We start from the raw sequence: 24,276 nt of genomic DNA on the forward strand, positions 1-24,276 counted from the left end.
ACAAGCCGCACTGGCGATGGATCGGGAAGACGGTCGTGATGGCGACCGTCGCCGGTGTGGTCGTGATAGCCGCCTTCACCGCCTGGGCCATCTCCCTCGGTCCATTGCCCCTTGCAGAAGCGCGAAAAGTCTCCACCACCATCGTCGACCGCAACGGCAAACTGCTGCGTGCCTACGCGATGGCCGACGGCCGCTGGCGGCTGCCGGTTGACGCGAAGACATCAGTTGATCCGACCTATCTGAAGCTGCTGCTCGCCTATGAAGACCAGCGCTTCTATTCCCACCGCGGCGTCGATCCGCTGGCGCTGTCGCGCGCGGCGTTGCAGCTCGTCACCTCCGGCCACATCGTCTCCGGCGGCTCGACCATCACGATGCAGCTCGCGCGGCTGATGGAGCCGCGGCGCCAGCGCTCGCTCCACGCAAAACTGCGCCAGATCGTACGCGCAATAGAGATTGAACGAGAGCTCGACAAGGACGAGATCCTCGATCTCTATCTCGCGCTGGCGCCGTTCGGCGGCAATCTCGAAGGACTGCGCGCGGCCTCGATCGCCTATTTCGGCAAGGAGCCGAAGCGGCTCACTTTGGCGGAGGCGGCATTACTGGTCGCGCTGCCGCAATCGCCGGAGCACCGCCGGCTCGATCGCCATCCGGAAGCCGCCCGCGAGGGCCGTGACCGCGTGCTCGATCGCATGGTGGAGGAGGGCGTGCTCTCGGCGGAAGACGTGGCGCAAGCCAAGTCGGAAGCGGTGCCGAAATTCCGCAAGCCGATGCCGATCCTGGCGCCGCATGCGGCCGACCAGGCACTGTCGACGATGAAGGATGCTCCCGTCATCAGATTGACGCTGGATTCCACGCTGCAGAAGAGTCTGGAATCTCTGGCCCGCGACCGCGCCATCGCGCAAGGGTCGAACATCTCGGTCGCGATCATCGCAGTCGACAATGAGAGCGGCGACATCCTCGCCCGCGTCGGCTCATCCGATTATTTCGACGAGCGCCGGGCAGGGCAGGTCGACATGACGCGCGCGGTGCGCTCGCCCGGCTCGACGCTGAAGCCGTTCATCTACGGTCTCGCCTTCGAGGATGGCTTTGTGCACCCCGAAAGTCTGATCGATGACCGTCCGATCCGCTTCGGCTCCTACGCGCCGGAGAATTTCGACATGACCTTCCAGGGCACCGTGCCGGTGCGGAAGGCGCTGCAATTGTCGCTCAACGTGCCCGCGATCGCGCTGCTCGACCGCGTCGGCGCGAGCCGATTGTCGTCGCGCCTGAAGCAGGCGGGCACCAGCCTGGTGCTGCCGAAGGACGAGGCGCCCGGCCTTGCGATGGGGTTAGGGGGCGTCGGCATCACCTTGCAGGATCTGGCGCAACTCTATGCCGGCTTCCCCCGGCTTGGCACCACCAAGCCGCTCCGCGAGATCATGCTCGACCAGGACGAGCGCGAGCCGATGCGGCTGATGGACCAGGTTGCCGCCTGGCAGGTCGGCAATGTCCTGATCGGGACGCCACCGCCGGAGAACGGCGTGCACAACCGGATCGCCTTCAAGACCGGCACCAGCTACGGCTATCGCGATGCCTGGTCGGTCGGCTTCGACGGCCGCATCACCATCGGCGTCTGGGTCGGCCGTCCCGACGGCGCGCCGGTGCCCGGCCTGATCGGCCGCAGCGCGGCGGCACCGATCCTGTTCGACGCCTTCGCGCGGACGGGCAGAATTCCGGCAGCACTGCCGAAGGCGCCGAAGGGAACGCTGGTCGCAGGCAATACCAAGCTGCCGCTGCCGCTCCGCCGTTTCCGTCCCATGGGGGAACTCGTGCGCACAAGCAGCGATCAGGCGCCGCACATCCAGTTCCCGATCAACGGCTCGCGCATCGATGTCGATCGCGCGACCGGCGGCGAGGTCACGCCGATGCCGGTCAAGGTCGCGGGCGGTGTGCTGCCGTTAACCATGCTGGTCAACGGGGTCGCGGTTGGCGATCTCGATAGCCGCCGCCAGCGCCTGATCGATCCGCCGGGCCCGGGCTTTGCGCGATTGACCGTGATCGATGCCACCGGAGCCGCCGATACGGTGGTGATCCGGGTGCAGTGACCTGGAGCCCACACTAGGGACAAAACGGAACCGGTGCGGTTGTTTGGCCTATCGTTTCATCGTATGCGAAGCGCATGGTTGAAACCGTCCATGTCAGGCGCTTCGGATCAGGGCAACAGCCTGTAAAACCTGCGCATTCCGGCCGCAGGCTGGCGCTGGCGTTCGAGTTTGCGACCGCCGATCACTGGCGCTCGGTTCTGTTCCTGGTGCTGTGCTGCCTGGTCCTGTTCCTGCCCGGCTTCTTCGCGACCCCGCCGATCGACCGCGACGAGGCACGCTTTGCGCAGGCGACCAGGCAGATGGTCGAGAGCGGCGATTTTGTCGACATCCGCTTCCAGGACGACGTCCGCTACAAGAAGCCGGTCGGCATCTACTGGCTGCAGGCGGCGGTCGTCGAAACTGCATCCGCCCTCGGCATGCCGCGGGCGCAGGCGCGGATCTGGCTCTATCGGGTGCCGTCCCTGATCGGCGCGATCGGCGCCGTGCTTTTGACCTACTGGACCGCGCTTGCCTTCGTCACCCGGCGCGGGGCGGCGCTGGCGGCGCTGATGATGGCGAGTTGTGTCCTGCTCGGCGTCGAGGCGCGGCTTGCAAAAACCGACGCGATGCTGCTGCTCACGGTTACTGCCGCGATGGGCGCGTTGGCGCGGGTGTATCTGTCGTGGCAGCGCGGCGAGGATCCAGCACATCCGCCGTGGTCGGCGCCCGTGATCTTCTGGACCGCGCTGGCCGGCGGCATCCTGCTCAAGGGGCCGCTGATCCTGATGTTCGTGGGGCTCGCCATCGCGGTCCTGGCGATCCTCGATCGCACGCTGGAGTGGTTTGGGCGCATGCGTCCGGTCTGGGGCCTGATGTGGTGCCTGGTGCTGGTGCTGCCGTGGTTCGTCCTGATCTTCCTGCGCGCGGGCGAAACCTTCTTCGCCGACTCCGTCGGCGGCGACATGTTGAGCAAGCTCGGCGCGCAGGAATCCCACGGCGCGCCGCCCGGACTCTATCTCGTCCTGTTCTGGATCACGTTCTGGCCAGGCGCGCCGCTGGCGGGCATGGCGGCACCGGCGGTGTGGCGGGCGCGGCGCGAGCCCGGCGCGCAATTTCTGCTGGCCTGGCTGATCCCGTCCTGGATCGTGTTCGAGGCGGTGCTGACCAAGCTGCCGCATTATGTGCTGCCGCTCTATCCCGCGATCGCGATCCTGACCGTCGGTGCGCTCGAACGGCGTGTGCTGTCGCGGTCCGCCTGGCTGATCCGCGGCTCGGCCTGGTGGTTCGCGATCCCCGCGATCACTGCCGTGATCGCCGTAGCCGGCGCGATCAAGCTGACGCATCAGCCGGCATTTCCGGCCTGGCCGATCCTGGCGGGCGCGATGATCTTCGGCCTGGTTGCGTGGTGGATGTTCGAGGACAGCCGCGCCGAGCGCTCGTTCCTGAATGCGGTGATCGCGGCGATGCTGCTTGCCATCGCCATCTATGGCGTGGTGCTGCCGTCATTGAAGCCGCTGTTTCCGAGCGCCGAGGTCGGGTACCTCCTGCGCTACGCCAATTGCCCGGGTCCAAAGCTGGCCTCGGCCGGCTACCACGAACCGAGCCTGGTCTTCCTGACCGACACCTCGATCGTGCTGACGGACGGCTCGGGCGCCGCGGACTTCCTGGCGCAGGGCGCGTGCCGATTTGCGCTGGTGGAGGCGCGTTCCGAGCGCAATTTCGTGCAGCGGGCGGAGGCGATCGGCTTGCGCTACAACGCGGCGATGCGCATCGATGGCTACAACATCTCGCAGGGGAGGGCGATCTCGATCGCCATCTACCGTTCCGAGGACGCGCAGTAGAGCATGATCCGGAAAAGTGGGAACCGGTTTTCCGAAGAGATCATGCTCAAACAAAGAGATAACATCATGATCCAATTCAACTTGATCGGATCATGATGTCTGCGCCGGTGATCCGCCAGGAATCCGCAACCTATCCGGCGCGTTTGGCCACGCTGACGGGGCGCTCGCTTGCCCAGCTCGTGCGTGCGCCGTCGCATTCGCGGCGTGCGGAAGCTGGCCGGCGCGCGGCGCGGCACGGGCTCGCCCTGATCGCGATCATCGGCGCTGCCATCATCGCGCTGATGCTTGTGTTCGATGTGCCCGAGATCAAGCTGATGCCGCCGCGGGGCACTGCAAGTCTCTGGTGGGTCCGCATCCTCACCGATTTCGGCAAGGATGCTTATGTGCTGTGGACCTTGGCCGGACTGTTGATCCTGATCGCGATCATTGCGCCGGTGTTGCATGGCGTCAGACGATCGCTGCTGCCGGGCCTGGGAACGCGGTTGCAGTTCCTGTTCTTCGCGGTGCTGTTCCCGGTCCTGCTCGGCGACCTCCTGAAATGGATCGTCGGGCGCGGCCGGCCCTTTGTCGGCGGCGAGCCCAACGCCTTCAACTTCTCGCATTTCGCCGGCAGCGAGGCCTATGCGAGCTTTCCTTCCGGGCATGCGACCACCGCCTTTGCCCTGGCCTTTGCGATCTCCGCGCTGTGGCCGCGGGCGCGGTTCGTCATGCTGATCTATGCGCTCGTGATCTGCGCCACCCGCCTGGTATTGCTGGCGCATCACCCGAGCGACGTGGTCGGCGGCGCGCTGGTCGGCGTGATCGGTGCCATGGCGGTGCGGTACTGGTTTGCGGCACGGCGGCTTGGCTTTGCAATCCAGCGCGACGGCACGATCTACCCGCTCGCCGGCCCCTCGCTGGACCGCCTCAAAAGGGTTGCCGGGGGCGCTCCCGCCCCATAAAAGCGGGCGCGGTCTGGCCGCTGGTTTCACTTCACCTCTCCCGCTTGCGGGGGAGGTCGGCGCGTAGCGCCGGGTGGGGGCTCTCTCCCCACGCTCGAGCAGTGTGAATCGCGGCGGCCCCCCCACCCCAACCCTCCCCCGCGCGCGGGGGAGGGAGTGTAGTAAACTCAAGAGTGCCGAATTGCCTTCTTCCGACCAGACCGCGGTGGCCGTCTCCATCGTTGTGCCCGTACGCAACGAGGCCGAGAACGTCGCGCCGCTGATTGCGGAGATCGCCGCCGCGCTCGGCCGACGCTGGGCCTACGAGATCATCTATGTCGACGACGGTTCGACCGATGCGACGGCGGAACGGATCGGCGCGGTCATGAAGGAGCGCTCCAATCTGCGCCAACTCCGCCACGCGGTCTCTTCAGGACAATCGGCGGCGGTGCGCAGCGGCGTTCGCGCCGCGCGCGGCGCGATCGTCGCGACGCTGGATGGCGATGGTCAGAACGATCCCTCGTTCCTGCCGGATCTGATTGCCGCGGTCGAAAGCGGTGGCGGCCGCGTCGGGCTTGCCGCCGGCCAAAGGGTAGGGCGCAAGGATACCGGCTTCAAGAAACTGCAGTCGCGCATCGCCAATGCCGTACGCGGCTCGATCCTGCGCGACGGCACGCGCGACACCGGCTGTGGATTGAAGGCATTCCCGCGCGAGGTGTTCCTGATGATGCCCTATTTCGATGGGCTGCATCGCTTCCTGCCGGCGCTGGTCCGTCGCGAAGGCTGTGAGATCGCCTATGTCGATGTGGTCGATCGTCCCCGCCGTTCCGGTGTCTCGAATTACGGTTTCTTCGACCGGCTCTGGATCGGGATCATGGATCTTCTTGGCGTCTGGTGGCTGATCCGCCGCAAGAAGCCGACGCCCGTGGTCACAGAAGTGACCGTGGTCACTGAGGTGACCGTGGTCACTGAGGTGACCGAAGCGACCAAGGTGACGCCCAATGAATGACTTGCTGAACTACCTGCATGACGTCTTCGTCGTGAAATTCGACGCCTGGGTCGTGCTCGGCTTCATCGCGCAGGGCTTTTTCACCATGCGCTTCGTCGTGCAGTGGATCGCATCCGAACGCGCGCGCAAGAGCGTAATCCCGGTAGCGTTCTGGTTCTTCTCGGTTGGCGGCGGTGCGCTGCTGCTGGTCTACGCGCTCTATCGACGCGACCCCGTCTTCATCGCCGGCCAGGCGCTGGGTTTGCTGGTCTATATCCGCAATCTCTATTTCATCATGCTGAACCGTCCCTCAGTGACGTCGGAGTGACCGTCTCCTGATCCCAGGAGGAGCCGAGTAAGCACGAGGCTCTCACGTGAAGCGCTCGATGATCCCGCAAAGACGGTCGCAGGCTCTCGCAAGATGCTTGTTTGGTACCGTCGCGATGCCCAGGAGAAGTCCGGGTCGTCCGGAAGCCGGCCGTGCGTACCAGGCCGACAAGGGAGCCGGCGCCATTCCGAACGCCAGGGATTCCCTGGCGATGGATGTGTCCGGCGCGCCGTCGGGCAATCGCAGAAGCGCAGCCAATCCCGCTGTTGTGATGCTGGCAGCTTTGACGTGGAGCTGAAGGCACTCCAGCAAGGCGTCACGTTTGGCGGAGTAGGCACGCTTGGTGCGCCGAAGATGGCGCAGGTAGTGGCCTTCGCGCATGAACTCGGCAGTCGCAAGCTGCACGGACGGCCCGGGCGATGGCGCAAGGCACGCCGCGACTTCCGCGAAGCGGGACAACAGCGAAATGGGCGCGACGAGGAAACCGAGCCGCAACGTCGGACTGATGGTCTTGCTGAAGGAGCCGATGTGGATGACGCGCCCGGCGCGATCAAGTGAGGCGAGCGCCGGCGCGGCTCGCCCCTTGAGCTGCAGTTCGCTCAGATAGTCGTCTTCGATCACCCACACGCTTTCTTGAGCGGCCCAATCGAGCAGACGCAATCGACGTTCCAGCGACAGAGTAACCCCGAGCGGCGCCTGCTGCCCTGGAGTCACGACAACCAGCTTCGCATCCGGGACGTGGCGCAGGCCATGGTCGACATCGATGCCGCTGGCGTCGGCCGGTATCGGTGCAAGCGATAATCCTGCGAGCTCCAGGCCTCGACGCGTGAACGGGAAGCCGGGGTCCTCTGTCCAGGCCTTCTGTCCGTCGAGGCCAAGCACGCGAAGCGCCAGTCCCAGGCCGCTGCTGAATCCCCCGGTTATGATGATCTGGGAGGGCGAACATTCGATGCCACGGGCAATGGCAAGATAGCCGGCGATTTCCTGCCTAAGGTCAAGTTCACCGCGAGGGTCCGGATAAATGGGTGCTGCGCGCGCCTCGGCGCGAACGGCGTGCGAGCGAATTCGTGCGAGCAGTGTGGCCGGAAAGGTCTCCTCTGCAGGCACCCCCATCTGAAAGATGGCCGGTCCTTGGGTCATCTCCTGGTACATTTCCATGAACGAGCCCGGATCGGGTGGCTGTTCGGGCCGGGCGACCGCGCGGGGCCGCTCCGCGACATGGGTGCCGGTCGCCCGCGATGCGACGATGAGCTGTGCCGCCAGCAGCTTTTCATAGGCCGCGCGTACGGTGCCGCGGGCGACGCCGAGCTGCGCCGCAAGGTCCTGCCAGGACGGCAGGCGCGCGCCGGGTGCGAGTACGCCGCTCTCGATCGCCGCGCCGATGCCGTTTCGGATCTGCTCGGCCAGAGGCGTCTTCGCAGAGCGGTCGAGTTTCAACTTGAGCGGCTTGGTCACGGCGTCCGTAGTACACGATTTTTGTGCGTTCTTGGTGCTTTTTTCCGACCCAAGAGGAGGACATCTATTTGAGCGAAAGGAGACAGAGCCATGAAGATACGAACTGTCATTAGCGCAGTATTCGCTGCCATTGCCATTGCAACTGCTTCGCCCGCCTTTGCGCATGATGTCGGCGACAAGGTCACGAAGAACTTCGAGCAGGTGATACCCAACATTCCCGGCAAGTCGCTGATCGCCTTTGTCGTCGACTACGCACCGGGTGCGGCCTCCGCTCCGCATACCCACGCAAAGTCGTCGTTCATCTATGCTTACGTCATCTCCGGAGCGATCGAGTCGAAGGTGAACGATGGCACAACGCGGGTCTACAAGGCGGGCGAGAGTTGGTCCGAACCGCCCGGCGCCAGCCATCCCGTCAGCCGCAATGCGAGCAAGACCGAGCCGGCAAAGCTGCTCGCGGTCTTCGTCGTCGATACCGACGACAAGGCACTGACCACGCCCGTCAAATAGAGTCTGACGTCAAATGGAGTCGGAAGATCAGGGAGAACAACAATGACCAAGCGTCTCGATTACAACCAAGTCGCTCCGAACGGCGTAAAAGCCCTTGGCGGGGTCTATGGCTATATCATGCAGAGCGGTCTTCCCGCGGTGCTGGTTGATCTTGTTTACCTGCGGGTTTCGCAGATCAATAACTGTGCCTACTGCCTCGACATGCATACCCGCGACCTCATCAAAAAGGGTGTGAAGATCGAGAAGCTCGCGCTGGTGCAGGCCTGGGCCGAAGCTGGCCATCTCTTCAGCGAGCGTGAGCGTGCCGCGTTTGCCTGGGCCGAAACGGTGACCCGTGTGTCAGAGACCGGCATACCGGATGAAGCGTTCCAGGCCGCGCGCGCAGTCTTCGAGGAAAAGGAGCTGGTCGATCTCACGATCGCGATCGGCCTGATGAATGCCTACAACCGGTTGGCTATCGGCTTCCGGAATACGCCACGGGCGGTACTTGAAAACTAACACGCCGGGCGCCAGCGTCGGAGCAGGCAGCCAGGGAGGTCGTCATGAAGATGTTAGTCGTGGGCGCTTCGCGTCTGGACCACTAGCCGACCGTCGCATGATCCGCTTCAGTGCAGATCCAGTCCTTGAACGCCGCGATTCCCGGGTCGCCGTCGGCGCCGGGCCGATGGACAACATAGTAGCCAAGCTCGCAGCTCATTGCGTCGCCGAAAGGACAAACAAGGCGGCCCGCCTCCAAGTCCAGGGCTACCAGTGTCGTCCTACCAAGAGCAACGCCGCTGCCATTCATCGCCGCTTGGTAGGCTGCCGCGGAATCGTTGATCTGCAGCCCACGGTCGCAGTTGATGTCCGGAAAGCCTGCTGCTTGCAGCCATGTCCGCCATGTCGGGAATGCAGCTTCAAGCGCCATCGAACGATCATGGATAAGCGTGTGATGCTTCAGGTCTTCCGCGCCGCGTAGCGGTTGCGGCCCTTCGAGCAACGCTGGACTACAGACTGGAAAAAATGCGTCACGCAACAGGAAGGTCGATTTGAGGCCTGGCCAGCGACCACGACCGTAACGAATGCCGAGATCCATTCTCTCTGCTGCGAAATCAACGAGCCGGCCGCTGGTATCGATGCGCAGGTCGTATAAGGGATGAGTGGCGGCAAAACGCTCGACGCGCGGCAGTAGCCACTTGTCGGCAAAGGCTGGCGGCACCGTGATATTGATCGTGACTATCCCGCGCGACGCTTTCAAACGTTCAAAGGCTGTCGTCAGGTGATCGAACCCGGTTTGAAGCTCGGGTAGTGCGGCTTGCGCGGCTTCGGTCAGAACAAGTCGTGCGGGACCCGCCTGCGAGCGGTGAAAAAGTTCGACTCCGACAACCGCTTCGAGGGTCCGCACGAGGCTTCCCACCGCCGCTGGCGTCACGTTGAGTTCGTCTGCTGCGGCAACGTAGCTAAGATGCCGGGCAGCCGCCTCGAAGGCGCGGAGCGCGTTTAGGTGGTTGGGAGCCCGCATAAATCTCCGAACAAGTTTTTCTCTGTCGCTCGCATAGATCATCTCTGTTGCGACAGCGAGGGTCAACGATCATGTTTGCTGACAACGGAACGCGCGCTCCGGTCACAAACCCTTGGACCAGGAGAGAACCATGAAACTATCGAACAAGATCGCCCTTGTTACCGGCGGAACCTCTGGCATCGGCCTGGAAGCGGCAAAGCTGTTTCGGGACGAAGGTGCTACCGTGATCATCGTCGGGCAGGATCCGGCCCGGTTGCGGTCGGCGGCAAGTCGACTCGGGGACGGCATCATCGCGTTGCGTGGCGACGTGAGCAAGCCGGCGGAGATTGAAAATATCGTTCGCCAGATCAGCGAGCAGTTCGGCCGTATCGACGTGCTGTTCGCGAACGCTGGCATGGGCATAGCGGCCCCGCTGGAAGCGGTCACGGAAGATCAGGTCGACACGCAGTTCAACGTGAACTTCAAGGGTGTCTTCTTCACCGTTCAGAGGGTTGCCCCACTGCTGGCCAAAGGTGGAAGTGTTGTCATGACGACGTCGTTCCTGAACGAAGTTGGTTCACCGGGCCTTTCCATTTTGTCGGCCACGAAGGCAGCAGTGCGTTCGCTGGTGCGGTCGTTGGGCGCGGAGCTTGCGCCACGCGGCATTCGCGTGAATGCTGTAAGCCCGGGTCCGATCAGCACCCCGTTTCATGGCAAGCTCGGGCTTTCCGAGAAGCAGCTCAATGAAGCGGCCTCGACAATTGAGGATCAGATCCCGCTGCATCGTTTCGGCGAAGCGGAAGAAATCGCCAAGGCTGCCCTGTTCCTGGCGAGCGAGGAATCCTCGTTCATGACCGGATCGGAACTGGTTGTCGACGGCGGCATATCGCAGCTTTGACATGTCATGCGGCTCAGTGATGGCTGCTTCGCCAGGAGGGCAAGGACGATTTCTGCGCGCGGGTGCGACACAACGACCCGACGGGCAAATCACCAAAAGTCTGTCCAGACTCTCAGCGAAAAATATTCCGCTTCCGTCGTCGGGCAAATCAGTGATTTAACTCCGCGCGTCTCACGGTAGATGAGGGGCGGCTCGCGATCGTCACGAACGTTGCGGTGAGATGCGGTGGACGTGATGGGTGTGACTGACGAGCACGCCCATCACGGACGGCGAAGTCGTGTGGTTCTGGCGCCCCGACGCTGGCGCTAAGTTTTTCGCGCAAACAAGTTTGCGCGAGAGATGACGGTGGCAAGAAAGCCCGGTCACCGGGAAGAGCACGAAGTAAGCTGTAAAACCATCGCGCAGGGAAAGCCGGAGCTGCTTCGGTTGACCTGTGGTCCTACCCCCGTGCTTTTTGTTGCACGGGGCCCACGGGTGCAACCGGCACCCGGCTTTCCCTGCGCCCTCTGATATCGAAGAGGGTGAAACGGACGCAAACCTCGGACGCAAAGCGTCGCGAGAATGCGGACTCACATCCTCTCCGCTGTTTGAAAATTGAATCAGAACTCACCCCGCGTCGTCCCGGGCTCGACCCGGGACCCATAACCACAGGCGTTTGTGATGTGCTCCGCTGCAACCGCTTGCGCGTGCCACAACACCTCTCTGTGGTTATGGGTCCCTGCTTTCGCCGGGACGACACCGGAGTCAATTGCCTCTACCGTGCGGATTGGCCGTTCGCAGCGATCAACTACCGCGATGTCGGCTGTGCGATGGTTACCGGCAGCGCATCGACATCCCGCTCGGCGCTGCGATCGGCGGCGAGTTCGCCGGCGGAAACGAGTGCCGTATAGGCCACCGAGCAGATATGCGAATGGATGCGGCGGAGGTCGCGCAGCACGTCGAGGTGCAGCGACGTCGTCTCGATGGTTTCGGGGCGGCCCTCGCGCAGGCGTTCGAGATGCCGCTCGGTGGCGGCGAACTCGGCGTTGCGCAGCGCGGCTTTTTCCGCAACCAGCTTGCGCGCCTCGTTGACGTCGCCCGACATGAACACGCCGAACGCGATGCGGAGCGAGTCCAGCGTGCGCTTGTGGAAGGCCGAGAGTTCCTCGGTGCCTTCGGGCGAGAACTGCAGGCGGCGCTTGATCTTCTTGGTGGCGAGCTCGCTCAGATTCTTGTCGATGATGTCGCCGATATGTTCGAGGTTGATCGCAAACGAGATGATCTCCATCGCGCGCTGGCCTTCGCGCTCGTCGAGACTGCCGCGGGTGAGCTTCGTGACATAGAGCTTGATCGCCTCGTCAAGGCTGTCGACGCTGTTGTCCATCCGCGACACCTGCTCGACCAGCACCCGGTCATCCGTCATCATCGCCGCCATCACCTTGCGCAGCATCTCCTCGACGATGTCGCCCATGCGCAGCGTCTCGCGCGCGGCATCGGCGAGCGCGAGCGACGGCGTCTCCAGCGCGCTCTCGTCGAGATGGCGCGGCCTTGCCGGATCGGTATCGCGGACGCGCCGGGGCAGCAGCCGTTTGAGCAGCCGTGCCAGACTGTCGAGCACGCCGATGAAGAGGACCGCGGTCGCGACGTTGAAAGCGATGTGGAACAGCGCAGTTGCCTTGGCGAGATCGGGCTGGAAGGCCTGCAAATGTGCGGCGATCGGACCAAGGAACGGCGCGACCAGGAGGATGCCGACCACGCGATTGATCAGATTGCCGAGCGGCAGCCGGTAGCTCGCGGGATCGTCGCGCCGCGCGCCTTCGAACAGCGGATTGATCGCGCTGCCGAGATTGGCGCCCAGCACCAGCGCGAACGCCGCATAGGGCGAGATGAATTGCGAATAGGCGAGCGACATCACCAACAGCACGCTGGCGACACTGGAATGCACCAGCCAGGTGACCACGGCGCCGATGAAGATGCAGAGCACGGGATCGCCGGTGATCGCCTTCATGACGACGCGCACGCCGGGCGCATTCTCCGCCGGCGCCAGCGTGTCGAGCAGGATGTGCAGCGACAGCAGCATCAACCCGAGCCCGATCGAGACGCGGCCGACATCCTTGATGCGCGAGCGCGGCCCGCTGCGGAAGGCGACGAGCCCGACGATGAAGAGGAGAGGAGCGACCGCGGCGATGTTGAACGACAGGACCTGGACGATCAGCGTCGTGCCGACATTGGCACCCAGCATAATCGCCAGCGCCGGGACCAGGCTGACGAGTCCCTCGGACGCAAACGAACTTGTGATCAGGGCGGTGGCGGTTGAACTCTGGAGCAGGGCGGTCAGGCCGAGGCCCGCGGCCAAAGCGGTGAATCGGTTGTTCAGCGCGTTCGCCAGCAGGATGCGCAGATCTGGCCCGAACGCGCGCAGAATCCCGCTGTGGACCATGTGCAGGCCCCACAGCAGCAACGCCACGCCGCCCATCAGATCGAGAAGAACCACGCTTCCCATGCTCGTCAGCTTCCCGGCAAAATCGAGTCGAAGGGTCAGGCTATCGCCAAATGACGGTGGATCAACCCCTTTATTCCCAAGGAATGTCCCAAGGAATGGAGGCAGGAATTCATCCGCGCCTGGCCTCTGTTTGCCTGAGATTGCATCAGTTCGAGGAAAAGGCCCGCAGAGCCGGTAAATGGAGTTTGAAGGCGACAGTTCAACTGCGAGCGGTCCCGCTAGCCAGATTCCAACGATTTCCCGCTACAGCAGATGGAGAAACGGGCTAGTCAATGAACAGGGGCCAGGGGTCGACATGTTCGTCAATCGACGGAAGAGCGAGCGTCGTCTGTGCAGGAGTCTCGCCAAAATCCAGTTCGGCACTGGCACCCTGCCGCGGGACTGCATGATCACGGACATTTCCGATGGCGGCGTCAAGGTGATCGCCGAATATCCGGAAATTCCCACTGAATTCACGATCATCCTGTCGAACGGCAGTCCGCGCCAATGCCGTCTCGCCTGGCGGATCGGCTGCGAGTTCGGCGCACAGTTCGTCGATTAGGCGCAGCGCGTGCGCCGCTGCCGATGAGACTTGCCGGCGGCGCGGCGGGCGGCGGGATCGATCGATATCCGCTGCGGATGGAACTCCCTTAACTCGGATTTAGGGTTAAGCTGCCAAGCATTCTGGGCAGTCGCCGACCGTGGTCAGGGTACATGTCCCAGAAGTTGCTTCACCGATCTCCCGCCGCAAGGCTCCTCGCCGGCGCGGCAGCATCGGCGGCCCTGGTGCTGGCGCTGAGCGGCTGCCAGACCTCCAGCCCTTCCGACATCACGGGCTCGCTCGGCGACAAGGCCGAGGCCAGCCGGCCAACTGCCGATCCCCGGCGCGAGCTGGAGACCTATCAGGAGCGCTTCAAGGCCAGCCCGAAGGACGCCGAAGCAGCGCTGCAATACGCCAGGGCGCTGCGCGCCACCAGGCAGCGCGCGCAGGCGGTTGCGATCCTCGAGCAGGCCTCGATGACCCAGCCGAACAACAAGGCGCTGCTCGCCGGCTATGGGCGCGCGCTCGCCGACAACGGCAATTTCCAGCAGGCCTTCGATGTGCTCGGCCGCGCCCACAGCCCGGACGATCCGGATTGGCGGATCCTGTCCGCGCAGGGAGCGGCGCTCGACCAGCTCGACCGTCACGACGAGGCGCGGCAATATTATGCGAGCGCGCTCAAGATCGCGCCCGATGAGCCGTCGGTGCTGTCCAATCTCGGGCTGTCCTACGTGCTGTCGAAGGAATTGCCGCAAGCCGAGGAGACGCTGCGCAAGGCCCGCAGCCGCGCGCCGAACGATCAGCGGATCAAGGCCAACCTGGCGCTCGCGGTCGGTCTGCAGGGCCGCACCGGCGAGGCGGAGAACATCGTGAAGGCGGATTTGCCCCCCGAGGAAGCCGCAGCCAACGTCGCTGCATTGAAGCGTGTGCTGGCCCGGAAGGAGGGGCCGCGGGGCGGCGGAAAGATCCCGGTCGCGGCGGCCGCCGACACCGATTGACGCGCGGCGTCTAGGCCGACGCGCCCTTCGAGCGGCCGCCGACCGCGCGCAATCTCTTGATGATCGGCGACAACAGCGAATTGCGCTGCGCCCTGGTGTCGGCGCGCCCCGTCATCCGCTGCGCGATCTGCAGGAACGTCTTGGTGACACGATGATTGGCGGCGATCTCCGCGATCATCTGGCCGTTGTTGGCGGCGGTGCCGAACAGCTTCGAATCGAAGGGAATGGTGGCGATCGGCTGGCTGTCGATGGTCTTGGCGAAGGCGCGCACCTCGATCTCCGGCCGCTTGGTCATGCCGACCTGGTTGAGGCAGTAGAGCGGAGGACGATCATTGGGCCGCGCCGCCTTCAACGTGTTCATCATGTTCTTGGTGTTGCGCATGTTGGCCAGATCGGGCTCGGCGACGATCAGAATGTCGTCGGCGCCGATCAGGGCGCGGCGCGTCCAGGCGGTCCATTGGTGGGGCACGTCGAGCACGATGCAGGGCGTCGTCATGCGCAGCGTGTCGAAGATCGCATCGAATGCATCGGCGCCGAAATCGTAGACATGGTCGAGCGTCGCCGGCGCCGCCAGCAGGCTGAGATGGTCGGTGCATTTCGCCAGCAGTCGCTCCATCAGCGCGCTGTCAGGGCGCTCCGGCTGGAATACCGCGTTGGCGATGCCCTGCGCCGGGTCCTGGTTGTAATCGAGGCCGGCCGTGCCGAACGCGAGGTCGAGATCGATCACGACCGAATCAAGCCCGATGTCGCGCGCGATCGCCCAGGCGATATTATGTGCGACCGTAGACGCGCCGACGCCGCCCTTGGCGCCGCAGACCGCGATCATCCTGCCGACGGTGATGGCCTCGGACGCCGAGAACAGGCTGCAGATCGAGCGCACCACGTCGAGCACCTCGACGGGGCCGATCACATAATCGTTGACCCCGCGGCGCACCAGTTCGCGATAGGGCGCCTTGTCGTCGGCCCTGCCGATCACGACGACGCGGGTGCCGGGATCGCAGACGGTTGCGAGTTCGTCGAGGCCGGCCAGGAAGTCGCTGCCGCTCTCGGTCTCGAGCAAGATGACGTTCGGGGTCGGCGCCGTGTGATAGGCGTCGATCGCGGCAGTGATGCCGCCCATATGCACCGAGAGATGCGCCTTGGCGAGGCGGCGGTCCTCGCTCGCGGCCTTCACGGTGGTCGCGGTCGCCACCGTCGCGCAGAACGCCTGCACCGACACACGCGGGGCAGGGGCGATGTAGTCGTCGGCATGCGGCGCGGCTTCGGTCTCGTTATCCGGATGTTTGGCGCGGCTGATCATTTGCCTGTATCGCTGAGCTTGGCCTTGTCGGCTTCGGGGTAGTTGGTGGTGGTCGAAACACCCTTTCGGTACTTCTCGAACGCCACGTCACGCCGCGGCGAATAGGCTGGTGTCTCGGCGCGGGGCTGTTCGAGGTCGGCGGGATTGTCGATCATCGCCGCCAGGTTGCGCTGGGTCGCGCAGCCCAGGTTGTAGTACGGCTTGTTCTGGTTGTAGCCGTAGTTGTCGAGCGAGGGACCGAGATCCTCCGGCCACAGCCCGCAGGGACCCGCGACCGCGGTGATCTTCGGGTAGCTCAGGCGGATCGTCGCCAGCGTGCGCGGATCGTCGGGATGGTAGTTGCGCAGCGTGATGGCGCGCGATGGCACGCCGCCGGCCGTGAGCAGTGAGCGGATTTCCTGATAGGTCACGCCCGCCGCCCGCGCGTTCGGCGTGTCGACCGGCACCTCGGCGATGATCGCGCCGGTGCCCTCGCGGGTCCAGGTTCGCGCCAGTCCCATCACATCGGCGCGCTGCGGGGCGGTGAGGCCGGGCCGGCCGTGTCCGACAAAGATGACCATCGAGCGATCGGCTTCGGTAACGGCGATCGGATGCCGCAGACGGTAGTCGTTGGGGACGGTCGCGGTCGTGAGCTCGTCGCCGCCGCTGCGGGCAGGCCGCAAGCGCGACCGACAAGCCGACGAGGGCGCCCAGCCGGTATAATGTGCGATGGTGATGTGTCCTGCCCGTCATCGTCGCCCCCAAAGCTCAGTCAATGATGAAGCCGAAGTTGGCGGGATAGGCTCCGACCGGCTCGGCGCGGGCCGCCACGCCATAGATGCGGTTGATGCGCGCGAGCAGCGTCGATTGGGAATCGGCGGCCGGCGCGAACCCGTCATCGGGCCGCGACAGCTCCTTCTGCGCCACCGCGCGCACGACATAGGGCGTCACCAGCACCATCAGCTCGGTCTCGTTGTTGACGAAGTCCTGGCTCCTGAACAGCGCGCCGAGGATCGGCAACTGGTCGACGCCGGGCATGCCGTTGATCGCCTGCTTGGTCTTCTGCTGGATCAGGCCGGCCATCGCCATCGAGCCGCCGGACGGGATTTCCAGCGTGGTCTCGGCGCGGCGGGTGGTGATCGAAGGAACCGTCAGCGACGTGCCGCCCTGATTGAGGGTGATGGCGTTGTCGGTGGAGAGCTCGGAGACTTCCGTCATCACCCGCAGGCTGATGCGGCCTTCGGTCAGCACCACCGGGGTGAAGTTGAGGGAGATGCCGAACTTCTTGAACTGGATCTGGGTCGTGCAGACATGCGTGACCGGATCGCAGGAATAGCCGGCGGGGATCGGGAATTCGCCGCCGGCAATGAAGGTCGCCGACTCCCCTGAAATCGCGGTCAGGTTGGGCTCGGCCAGCGTGCGCGCGACGCCCGCGCTCTCCATCGCACGTAAAGTTGCGGTGACGGTGGGAATGCCCTTGGCGACAGCCGCAACGGTGCCGCCATTGTCCGGCACCAGCGAGCGGCCGTAAGCCGTGAACGGATTGGTGTTGTTGAAGTTCACGATCGCCGTGCCGTAGTTCATGTTGGCCGAAAGATCGACGCCCATCTGCTTGACGATGTCGCGCCGCACTTCCGAAACATTGACCTTCAGCATCACCTGGTCGCGGCCGCGCACCGTGATGGAGTTGACGACCTTGTCGGCTCCGCCGACCAGCCGGGCCGCGAGGTCGCCGGCCTGCTGAGCCTCGATCGGGGACGACACCGAGCCGGTCAGGATCACGCCGTCGCCGACGCCCTCGATCTGGATGCCCGGCAGCGTCTGCTTCAGGGCGGCGCGTACGCCGTTGAGGTCGCGCTTCACCGCGATGTCATAGGAGGCGACCTGCTGGCCGTCGGCATCGAAGAACACGACGTTGGTCTGTCCGACAGCCGCGCCGATGATGTAGGCGCGCTGGGCGGAGCGGACGACGGCATTGGCGATCTTGGGGTCGGCGACCAGGACGTCCTTCACGTCGCGCGGCAGGTCGACGATCACGGATTTGCCGACGCCGAGCGCCAGGAAGCGGGTCTTGGCCGGCGAATTGGCAATCGACGGCGCGCCCTGCGTCTCGGAATCGGCCGCGATCACGGGCGAAAGCGTCAGTACGGCCGCGGCCGAAAGCCAGAGGATGCGGATCAGCGCGGACCGCACCGCAAATTTGGTTCGACCGCGTCTCATGGCAGGCGTCCTTCTCACTTCTGTGTCGTTGTCGAGCTCGGGACGCCGTAGCGAACCACGTTGATGCTCTGGCCCCGCTTCAGGGGCTGGTCTTGGGAGGCGTTGTCGGCGACGTTGACGTCGGTGATGCTGCGCAGCGCGAGCGAGAGGACGCCGGATTGGCGCGACCGCGCCAGCGTCTCGGTCTGCTCGGGCTTCAGTTCAAGCGTGACGGTCTTGCCGAGCAGGGAATTGGCACCGTCCTTTTCCTTCGGAGCCTGGTCGATGGCGAGCACGCGGATATTGCTCAGGATGATCTCCGAACGGACGAGATCGGCGCTGTTCTGGTCCGGGTTCTTCTCGCGCTTCGTGAGGATGACATCGACGCGGTCGTTCGGCAGGATGAAGCCGCCGGCGGCGGTCTCTGCCGAGATTTCCGTCGAAACCGCGCGGCTGCCTGAGGGCAGGATTGCCGCCATGAAGCCCGATCCGTCCGCCTTGACGAGCTTCTGCTCCCGGATCGGCTCGCCGGCGATCAGCGGCGCGCGCGCAATCGAGCCGACCACGTCCTTGATGGCATCTGGCCTGTCGTTGCGGCGGATGAAACTGCTGCTAGCAGTCGCAGCCGGCCAGGCTTGCCATTGCAGGTTCTCCTGCCTGACCGATTGACCTAGTCCGATATCGGACTGCGCGACCAGAACTTCGACGGTCGGCAGTTGCTGCGCGACCGGCTCGGCCGGACCGGGCTTGGTCTCGGGCTGGCGGACCAAATAGGCCGCGACGCCGCCAGCACCAAGCGCGATGGTCAGGACGACGATACGTGCGATGTTCATACGCTTGACTGCTTACGCTTACCCCAGACTGCCAACGCCGCAGGACGATGGCAGCCCAACCCGGGAGCATGACTAAGGCAGCAAAGGTGTAAGGGAACTTGATGCGCGGGATGATTTGGCTGACGAGGATTTGGAGTTCTTCGTCATGGTGAACGCGTGGTTATTGCACGCGCGAAGAAGCCCGCAAAATACCGGTGCTTGTGTGCCTACATCGCCGCCTTGAGCGCGGCAAAGCCGCGATCGAGATCGGCCTTGAGGTCGTCGATGCTTTCGAGCCCGATATGGAGCCGTAGCGTCGACCCCCCCGGCGCCCATTTGGTGGCCGTGCGATAGTCGCTGCAGTCGAAGGGGATGACCAGGCTTTCGAAGCCGCCCCAGGAATAGCCCATGCCGAACAGCTTGACGGTGTCGAGCAGGGCGTCGACGGCTTTCTGCGGGACCGGTTTCAGCACGATGCTGAACAGGCCGGAGGCGCCGGTGAAATCCCGCTTCCAGATCGCGTGGCCGGGATCGCTCTCGATTGCGGGATGCAGCACCCGCGCCACCTCGGGACGTGCCTGCAGCCAGCGCGCGATCTCCAGACCGGAACGGTAATGCTGCGCTAGCCGGACTGACAGCGTGCGGACGCCGCGCAGCGCCAAATACACGTCATCGGGCCCGGCGCAGACGCCAAGCAGGCGGATGCCCTCGGCGAGCAGCGGCCACGCCTTGGCATTCGCCGAGATGGTGCCAAACATGATGTCGGAATGGCCGCCAATATATTTGGTCGCGGCCTGGATGCTGATGTCGACGCCTTGCTCGAGCGAGCGGTGATAGAGCGGGGTTGCCCAGGTGTTGTCGTCGATCACAAGCGCGCCGCGCGCATGCGCGACGGCGGCGATCGCGGGAATGTCAGGCATTTCGAAGGATTGCGAGCCGGGCGCTTCGACCAGCACCGCACGGGTGTTCGGCTTGAACAGCGCTTCGATGCCGGTGCCGACCAGCGGATCGAAATAGGTGGTCTCCACGCCATAGCGCGCCAGCATGCCGTTGCAGAAATTGCGCGAGGGGCGATAGACGTTGTCGCAGACCAGGAAATGGTCGCCCGTCTTGAGCACCGACAACAGCGCCGTGCTGATCGCCGCCAGGCCCGACGGCGCCAGCCCGACGCCGGCGCATTGCGGCCCCTCCAGCGCCATCAGCACGTCCTGCAGCGCCCGCGTTGTAGGTGTGCCGTGGCGGCCATATTGATATTCACCGCGATGGGCATGGAGGTCGTCCGCGGTCGGATAGAGCACGGTGGAACCGTGGACGACCGGCGGATTGACGAACCCCTTCTGCGCCTCGGCGTCCCGGCCCGCGGTCACCAGGCGGGTTTCGGGCTGTTGTGGATGGACCGGTCCGTCGTTCGAAAAGCTCATGCGCCTCGCCGTTAAAGACTTTTTGCCGCAGCCGCGACGTATCGGAAGAAGCGGGCCCTGGCCCGGGGTTAATAACAAGACATGGAAGAGGCCCGTCAACCCCTTGACCCGGATCGCCAGTCGCTATGTGATGCGGCAACTTCAAGTCGCCGCACGTTGAGGGGCCTGCCGCGACCTTCGATCCATCGCTTGGCTGATTGGCACGCAAGATGCAGGCCAGATCGGCGATTCGCTCGGGATCATCGGTCGGTCCGTTAACGTTTGAGGCGACCGCGAGCAAACCTTCCCGGACGACCCCTTGAAAGGCCTAGCCATGAAACGCGTATCGCTGGTTCTCACCCTTGCCCTGGCCGCCGGCCTCTCGGCGCAGGCCGCTTCGGCGCAAACCCTCAAGACGGTCAAGGACCGGGGCATGCTGTCCTGCGGGGTCAGCCAGGGCCTGCCGGGATTCTCGTCCCCGGACGACAAGGGGAACTGGACAGGACTTGATGTGGACGTGTGCCGCGCGATCGCGGCGGCGATCTTCAACGACGGCACCAAGGTCAAGTTCGTGCCGTTGTCGGCAAAAGACCGCTTCACCGCGCTGCAGTCCGGCGAGATCGACGTGCTCTCGCGCAACACCACCTGGACGCTGTCGCGCGACACCTCGCTCGGCGCCAACTTCACCGGCGTGACCTATTATGACGGGCAGGGCTTCCTGGTGAAGAAATCGCTGAAGGTCAATTCGGCGCTGGAGTTGAACAGTGCCTCGGTTTGCGTGCAGACGGGGACCACGACGGAGCAGAACCTCGCCGACTATTTCAAGGGCAACAACATGAAGTATGAGGTGATCGCGTTCGCCTCTGCCGACGAGACGGTGAAGGCCTATGAATCCGGCCGCTGCGACGTCTTCACCTCCGACGTTTCCCAGCTTTATGCCGAGCGTCTGAAGCTCGCCAATCCCGCCGACCACGTCGTGCTCCCCGAGGTCATCTCGAAAGAGCCGCTCGGCCCGATGGTCCGCCATGGCGACGACCAATGGTTCGATATCGTGAAATGGACGCTGTTTGCGATGGTCGATGCCGAGGAGCTCGGCGTCACCCAGAAGAACGTCGACGAGATGGCGAAATCCGACAAGCCGGAGCTGAAGCGCGCCTTCGGCACCGACGGCAATCTCGGCGAACAGCTTGGCCTGACCAAGGACTGGGTGGCGCGGGTCGTGAAGGCGGTCGGCAATTACGGCGAGTCGTTTGATCGCAACGTCGGCGCCGGCTCGAAGCTCGGCATCGCCCGCGGCCTCAATAACCTCTGGAACAAGGGCGGCATCCAGTACGCGCCGCCAATCCGCTAATCCGACCGCTGGCGGCGGCGATGGCCATCGAGCCCCGGAAACCACCGTCGCAGTTTGTGATCAAGCTGCAACGTGCGCTCGGCGGCCGCGCAGGGTGGGGAGGCTTCGTCCTCCAGCTCCTGTTCGTCGCCGTGCTCGCCTGGATTGCCTATGAGATCGTGGCCAATGCCCGCGCCAACCTGCAGGCGCAGCGGATCACCGCGGGCTTTGGCTTCCTGCAGAACACCGCCGGCTTTGACGTCAGCCAGACCCTGATCCCATACACGGGCTCGGACACCTATACCCGCGTCTTCCTGGTCGGCCTGCTGAATACGCTTCTGGTCTCGGTGATCGGCATCTTCTTCGCCACCGTGATCGGCTTCATGGTGGCGCTCGGGCGGCTGTCGCCGAACTGGCTGTTGTCGCGGATTTCCGGCGGCTATGTCGAACTGGTGCGTAACCTGCCGGTGCTGTTCCAGATCCTGTTCTGGTATCTCGCGGTGCTCGCGGCATTGCCCAGTCCGCGGCAGAGCATCTCCGTGTTCGAGATGTTCTTCCTCAACAACCGCGGCCTGGTGATTCCGAGGCCGATCGGCAATCCCGGATTCGAGCCGTTTGTCGTGGCGGTCTTGATTGCGATCGTGGCGGCGCTGGTGCTTTGGCGCTATGCACGGCGGCAGCTCTACCAACATGGCAGGATGATCACGATCTGGCCCTACCTGCTGGGGCTCCTGATCGGCCTTCCGCTGGCGACGGCGCTGATCTTCGGTCCGCCGGTGACCTTCGAGATGCCGGTGCTGAGGGGCTTCAATTTCGCCGGCGGCTCGCGCCTGATTCCGGAGTTCGTGGCGCTGACGGTTGCGCTGTCGACCTACACCGCCGCTTTCATCGCCGAGATCGTGCGCGCCGGCATCCTGTCCGTGCACAAGGGACAGATGGAGGCGGGCTCCTCGCTCGGGCTGCACCGCGGCGAGGTGCTGCGGCTGATCGTGATCCCGCAGGCGATGCGCGTGATCCTGCCGCCGCTCACCAACCAGTATCTCAACCTCACCAAGAACTCCTCGCTGGCGGTCGCGATCGGCTATCCCGACCTCGTGTCGGTGTTCGCCGGAACGACGCTGAGCCAGACCGGGCAGGCGATCGAAATCATCGGCATCACCATGGGTGTCTACCTGTTGATCTCGCTGGTGACGAGCGCGATCATGAGCTTCTATGGATGGCGGATCAGTCGGAGCATGGGCTGATGAGCGATATCGCCGTTTCCAATTTCGTCCGCGAGGAACTCGTTCCGCAGCGGCCGGCGCCGGTGAAGACCACGGGCTTGGTGGGATTCCTGCGCACGCGGCTGTTCAACTCGCCGACCAACATCCTGATCACGATCGTCAGCGTTCTCCTGCTATGGTTCGTGCTCGTCCCCACGGTCAAATTCCTGTTTGTGGATGCGGTCTGGACCGGCAACGACCGCGCCGCGTGCCTCGCCGAGAATGCCGGGCATCCGGTCGGCGCCTGCTGGCCGTTCATCCAGGCCAAGCTCAGCCAGTTCATTTATGGATTCTACCCGGAGCCCGAGCGCTGGCGGGTCAACCTGACCTTCTTCCTGGCGGCCGTGCTGCTGTTGCCGCTGTTGATTCCCCGGCTTCCGGCCAAGGGCATCAATGCCAGCCTGTTCTTCCTGGCTCTTCCGGTGGTGGCATTCTTCCTGCTGCGTGGCGGCGGGCTCGATGGCTTTGCCGTGAGCTGGATCACATCGCTATTGTCGGGCTTCAACGACAGCATCGGCGATGGCGGGCGCAAGCTCGCCGCCACGGGCGAGGCCACCGCCGTGATCGGACCGGTGCTCTGGGCGCTCGGAAAGCTGATTGTCCTGATCAGCACGGTGGTCTCCTGGGCGCTGTTGCCCCTGCAATGGCTCCGCGGCCAGATCCAGATTGCCGGTCAGCCGGTCTGGATCGATTTTGCAATCACCGCCGTGATCGTCTCGCTGCTGCTGTTCTTCCTCGGCGGCGGCTTTCGCACCGGCTGGCGGCCGCTGGTCGTTAGTCTCGCAACCTTTGCCGGGATTGGCCTCGTCATAGCCGTCATGAAGCTCGATCGCGGCGGCTTCCCCGTGGTCGACACCAGGCTATGGGGCGGCTTGCTGGTGACGCTGGTCGTTTCGGTGACAGGCATCGTCACTTCGATGCCGGTCGGCATTGCCCTGGCGCTGGGCCGACGCTCGACCATCCCCTTGATCCGTATCTTCTCGATCGCCTTCATCGAGTTCTGGCGCGGCGTGCCGCTGATCACGGTGCTGTTCTTTGCGACCTACATGCTGCCGCTGTTCGTGCCGACCGGCTTCACCATCGATGGTCTGGTGCGCGCGCTGATCGGCATTGCGCTGTTCGCCGGCGCCTATCAGGCCGAGGTCATCAGGGGCGGGTTGCAGGCGATCCCGCGGGGCCAGGGGGAGGCGGCAAGCGCGCTCGGCCTGTCCTGGTGGAAGACGACGGCGCTGATCATCCTGCCGCAGGCGCTGCGCCACGTCATTCCCGGCCTCGTCAACAGCTTCATCGCGCTGTTCAAGGATACCTCGCTGGTGTCGATCGTCGCGCTGTTCGACCTGCTCGGCCAATTGCGCGCTTCCTTCAGCGATCCCACCTGGGCGACGCCGACCACGGCTTTCACCGGCTTTGCCTTCACCGGGCTGATCTATTTCGTCTTCTGTTTCGGTATGTCGCGCTATTCTCTGTTCGTCGAGAACAGGCTGAACGCGCACCGGCGCAACTGAGTGCATTCG

At 64.4% G+C, this 24,276-nt stretch carries 20 protein-coding genes and 1 pseudogene; 13 read left to right on the top strand and 8 right to left on the bottom strand.

Features of this window, described 5'->3' with window-relative positions; translation table 11 throughout:
- Positions 1-38: 38 nt before the first annotated feature.
- The 5 genes from pbpC to ACVJGD_RS06470 all read left to right on the top strand — a co-directional run bounded on the left by pbpC (position 39) and on the right by ACVJGD_RS06470 (position 6,140).
- A complete protein-coding gene (gene pbpC / locus ACVJGD_RS06450; protein WP_456640191.1) occupies positions 39-2,084 on the top strand; it encodes a penicillin-binding protein 1C in 2,046 nt (681 codons plus the stop codon).
- Between the two features lie 74 nt (positions 2,085-2,158).
- Positions 2,159-3,904: an ArnT family glycosyltransferase gene (locus ACVJGD_RS06455; RefSeq protein ID WP_456633572.1), complete on the top strand. Its 1,746-nt coding sequence runs from the start codon at positions 2,159-2,161 to the stop codon at positions 3,902-3,904.
- A gap of 95 nt (positions 3,905-3,999) precedes the next feature.
- Positions 4,000-4,845, top strand: a complete 846-nt coding sequence (locus tag ACVJGD_RS06460) for a phosphatase PAP2 family protein (protein ID WP_456640192.1) — start codon at positions 4,000-4,002, stop codon at positions 4,843-4,845.
- Between the two features lie 181 nt (positions 4,846-5,026).
- Positions 5,027-5,833 (top strand): glycosyltransferase family 2 protein, encoded by an 807-nt coding sequence (locus tag ACVJGD_RS06465; protein WP_456633573.1) that lies wholly within the window; start codon positions 5,027-5,029, stop codon positions 5,831-5,833.
- Positions 5,826-6,140 (top strand): lipid-A-disaccharide synthase N-terminal domain-containing protein, encoded by a 315-nt coding sequence (locus ACVJGD_RS06470; protein WP_454618943.1) that lies wholly within the window; start codon positions 5,826-5,828, stop codon positions 6,138-6,140. The genes ACVJGD_RS06465 and ACVJGD_RS06470 overlap by 8 nt, the downstream gene beginning before the upstream one ends.
- Before the next feature lie 42 nt (positions 6,141-6,182).
- On the opposite strand, the gene pdxR is transcribed toward ACVJGD_RS06470, so the two are convergent.
- Positions 6,183-7,595 (bottom strand): MocR-like pyridoxine biosynthesis transcription factor PdxR, encoded by a 1,413-nt coding sequence (gene pdxR / locus ACVJGD_RS06475; protein ID WP_456633574.1) that lies wholly within the window; start codon positions 7,593-7,595, stop codon positions 6,183-6,185.
- 90 nt (positions 7,596-7,685) lie between these two features.
- Here pdxR and ACVJGD_RS06480 point away from each other — a divergent pair, with 90 nt between their 5' ends.
- Positions 7,686-8,102, top strand: a complete 417-nt coding sequence (locus tag ACVJGD_RS06480; protein WP_456633575.1) for a cupin domain-containing protein — start codon at positions 7,686-7,688, stop codon at positions 8,100-8,102.
- A 42-nt stretch (positions 8,103-8,144) separates the two neighbouring features.
- Positions 8,145-8,600 (top strand): carboxymuconolactone decarboxylase family protein, encoded by a 456-nt coding sequence (locus ACVJGD_RS06485; RefSeq protein WP_456633576.1) that lies wholly within the window; start codon positions 8,145-8,147, stop codon positions 8,598-8,600.
- Positions 8,601-8,682: 82 nt separating this feature from the next.
- Here the strand turns inward: ACVJGD_RS06485 and gcvA are convergent, their stop codons facing one another.
- Complete coding sequence (gcvA, locus tag ACVJGD_RS06490; RefSeq protein WP_456633577.1) at positions 8,683-9,645, bottom strand: transcriptional regulator GcvA; 963 nt, start codon at positions 9,643-9,645, stop codon at positions 8,683-8,685.
- Between the two features lie 88 nt (positions 9,646-9,733).
- On the opposite strand from gcvA, the gene ACVJGD_RS06495 reads away from it, so the two are divergent.
- Complete coding sequence (locus ACVJGD_RS06495; protein WP_456633578.1) at positions 9,734-10,480, top strand: SDR family oxidoreductase; 747 nt, start codon at positions 9,734-9,736, stop codon at positions 10,478-10,480.
- A gap of 787 nt (positions 10,481-11,267) precedes the next feature.
- Here ACVJGD_RS06495 and ACVJGD_RS06500 read toward each other — a convergent pair.
- On the bottom strand, positions 11,268-12,962 hold the full coding sequence (locus ACVJGD_RS06500; RefSeq protein WP_456633579.1) for a Na/Pi cotransporter family protein: 1,695 nt from the start codon (positions 12,960-12,962) through the stop codon (positions 11,268-11,270).
- A gap of 295 nt (positions 12,963-13,257) precedes the next feature.
- Between ACVJGD_RS06500 and ACVJGD_RS06505 the strand changes: the two genes are divergently transcribed.
- The gene (locus tag ACVJGD_RS06505) at positions 13,258-13,503 is read left to right on the top strand and encodes a PilZ domain-containing protein (RefSeq protein WP_456633580.1); all 246 of its coding nucleotides are present in this window, start codon (positions 13,258-13,260) and stop codon (positions 13,501-13,503) included.
- Between the two features lie 152 nt (positions 13,504-13,655).
- Positions 13,656-14,480, top strand: a complete 825-nt coding sequence (locus tag ACVJGD_RS06510; protein ID WP_456633581.1) for a tetratricopeptide repeat protein — start codon at positions 13,656-13,658, stop codon at positions 14,478-14,480.
- 10 nt (positions 14,481-14,490) lie between these two features.
- Here the strand turns inward: ACVJGD_RS06510 and ACVJGD_RS06515 are convergent, their stop codons facing one another.
- The 5 genes and pseudogenes from ACVJGD_RS06515 to metC all read right to left on the bottom strand — a co-directional run bounded on the left by ACVJGD_RS06515 (position 14,491) and on the right by metC (position 20,191).
- Positions 14,491-15,780: an AAA family ATPase gene (locus ACVJGD_RS06515; RefSeq protein ID WP_456633582.1), complete on the bottom strand. Its 1,290-nt coding sequence runs from the start codon at positions 15,778-15,780 to the stop codon at positions 14,491-14,493.
- Positions 15,777-16,512: pseudogene (locus tag ACVJGD_RS06520) on the bottom strand (CpaD family pilus assembly protein). The gene ACVJGD_RS06515 and the pseudogene ACVJGD_RS06520 overlap by 4 nt, the downstream one beginning before the upstream one ends.
- A 15-nt stretch (positions 16,513-16,527) precedes the next feature.
- Positions 16,528-17,979 carry a type II and III secretion system protein family protein gene (locus ACVJGD_RS06525; RefSeq protein ID WP_456633583.1) on the bottom strand — a complete coding sequence of 484 codons (1,452 nt, stop codon included), beginning with the start codon at positions 17,977-17,979 and terminating at the stop codon, positions 16,528-16,530.
- 14 nt (positions 17,980-17,993) lie between these two features.
- Positions 17,994-18,791, bottom strand: coding sequence for a Flp pilus assembly protein CpaB (gene cpaB, locus ACVJGD_RS06530; RefSeq protein WP_456633584.1), 798 nt, complete (start codon positions 18,789-18,791; stop codon positions 17,994-17,996).
- Between the two features lie 206 nt (positions 18,792-18,997).
- Entirely contained in the window at positions 18,998-20,191 is a 1,194-nt protein-coding gene (gene metC / locus ACVJGD_RS06535; protein WP_456633585.1) for a cystathionine beta-lyase, read from the bottom strand.
- 313 nt (positions 20,192-20,504) lie between these two features.
- Here metC and ACVJGD_RS06540 point away from each other — a divergent pair, with 313 nt between their 5' ends.
- From ACVJGD_RS06540 to ACVJGD_RS06550, 3 genes are read left to right on the top strand one after another with little or no spacing between them, the layout of a single operon-like run.
- The gene (locus ACVJGD_RS06540) at positions 20,505-21,521 is read left to right on the top strand and encodes an amino acid ABC transporter substrate-binding protein (RefSeq protein ID WP_456633586.1); all 1,017 of its coding nucleotides are present in this window, start codon (positions 20,505-20,507) and stop codon (positions 21,519-21,521) included.
- Between the two features lie 20 nt (positions 21,522-21,541).
- Positions 21,542-22,744, top strand: coding sequence for an amino acid ABC transporter permease (locus ACVJGD_RS06545; RefSeq protein ID WP_456633587.1), 1,203 nt, complete (start codon positions 21,542-21,544; stop codon positions 22,742-22,744).
- On the top strand, positions 22,744-24,267 hold the full coding sequence (locus ACVJGD_RS06550; RefSeq protein ID WP_456633588.1) for an amino acid ABC transporter permease: 1,524 nt from the start codon (positions 22,744-22,746) through the stop codon (positions 24,265-24,267). Before ACVJGD_RS06545 ends, ACVJGD_RS06550 begins: the two co-directional genes overlap by 1 nt.
- Positions 24,268-24,276: the final 9 nt, after the last annotated feature.

It is taken from the genome of Bradyrhizobium sp. USDA 10063 (assembly GCF_054063735.1).

What these genes read in the sequence shown, in the direction of transcription:
- ACVJGD_RS06525 (WP_456633583.1), bottom strand. Translation starts at nt 17,979, where the DNA reads ATGAGACGCGGTCGAACCAAATTTGCGGTGCGGTCCGCGCTGATCCGC.
- ACVJGD_RS06505 (WP_456633580.1), top strand. Translation starts at nt 13,258, where the DNA reads ATGTTCGTCAATCGACGGAAGAGCGAGCGTCGTCTGTGCAGGAGTCTC.
- ACVJGD_RS06500 (WP_456633579.1), bottom strand. Translation starts at nt 12,962, where the DNA reads ATGGGAAGCGTGGTTCTTCTCGATCTGATGGGCGGCGTGGCGTTGCTG.
- ACVJGD_RS06545 (WP_456633587.1), top strand. Translation starts at nt 21,542, where the DNA reads ATGGCCATCGAGCCCCGGAAACCACCGTCGCAGTTTGTGATCAAGCTG.
- ACVJGD_RS06460 (WP_456640192.1), top strand. Translation starts at nt 4,000, where the DNA reads ATGTCTGCGCCGGTGATCCGCCAGGAATCCGCAACCTATCCGGCGCGT.
- cpaB (WP_456633584.1), bottom strand. Translation starts at nt 18,791, where the DNA reads ATGAACATCGCACGTATCGTCGTCCTGACCATCGCGCTTGGTGCTGGC.
- ACVJGD_RS06480 (WP_456633575.1), top strand. Translation starts at nt 7,686, where the DNA reads ATGAAGATACGAACTGTCATTAGCGCAGTATTCGCTGCCATTGCCATT.
- ACVJGD_RS06550 (WP_456633588.1), top strand. Translation starts at nt 22,744, where the DNA reads ATGAGCGATATCGCCGTTTCCAATTTCGTCCGCGAGGAACTCGTTCCG.
- ACVJGD_RS06485 (WP_456633576.1), top strand. Translation starts at nt 8,145, where the DNA reads ATGACCAAGCGTCTCGATTACAACCAAGTCGCTCCGAACGGCGTAAAA.
- pbpC (WP_456640191.1), top strand. Translation starts at nt 39, where the DNA reads ATGGCGACCGTCGCCGGTGTGGTCGTGATAGCCGCCTTCACCGCCTGG.
- ACVJGD_RS06515 (WP_456633582.1), bottom strand. Translation starts at nt 15,780, where the DNA reads ATGATCAGCCGCGCCAAACATCCGGATAACGAGACCGAAGCCGCGCCG.
- ACVJGD_RS06540 (WP_456633586.1), top strand. Translation starts at nt 20,505, where the DNA reads ATGAAACGCGTATCGCTGGTTCTCACCCTTGCCCTGGCCGCCGGCCTC.
- ACVJGD_RS06470 (WP_454618943.1), top strand. Translation starts at nt 5,826, where the DNA reads ATGAATGACTTGCTGAACTACCTGCATGACGTCTTCGTCGTGAAATTC.
- metC (WP_456633585.1), bottom strand. Translation starts at nt 20,191, where the DNA reads ATGAGCTTTTCGAACGACGGACCGGTCCATCCACAACAGCCCGAAACC.
- ACVJGD_RS06495 (WP_456633578.1), top strand. Translation starts at nt 9,734, where the DNA reads ATGAAACTATCGAACAAGATCGCCCTTGTTACCGGCGGAACCTCTGGC.
- gcvA (WP_456633577.1), bottom strand. Translation starts at nt 9,645, where the DNA reads ATGATCTATGCGAGCGACAGAGAAAAACTTGTTCGGAGATTTATGCGG.
- ACVJGD_RS06510 (WP_456633581.1), top strand. Translation starts at nt 13,656, where the DNA reads ATGTCCCAGAAGTTGCTTCACCGATCTCCCGCCGCAAGGCTCCTCGCC.
- ACVJGD_RS06455 (WP_456633572.1), top strand. Translation starts at nt 2,159, where the DNA reads ATGGTTGAAACCGTCCATGTCAGGCGCTTCGGATCAGGGCAACAGCCT.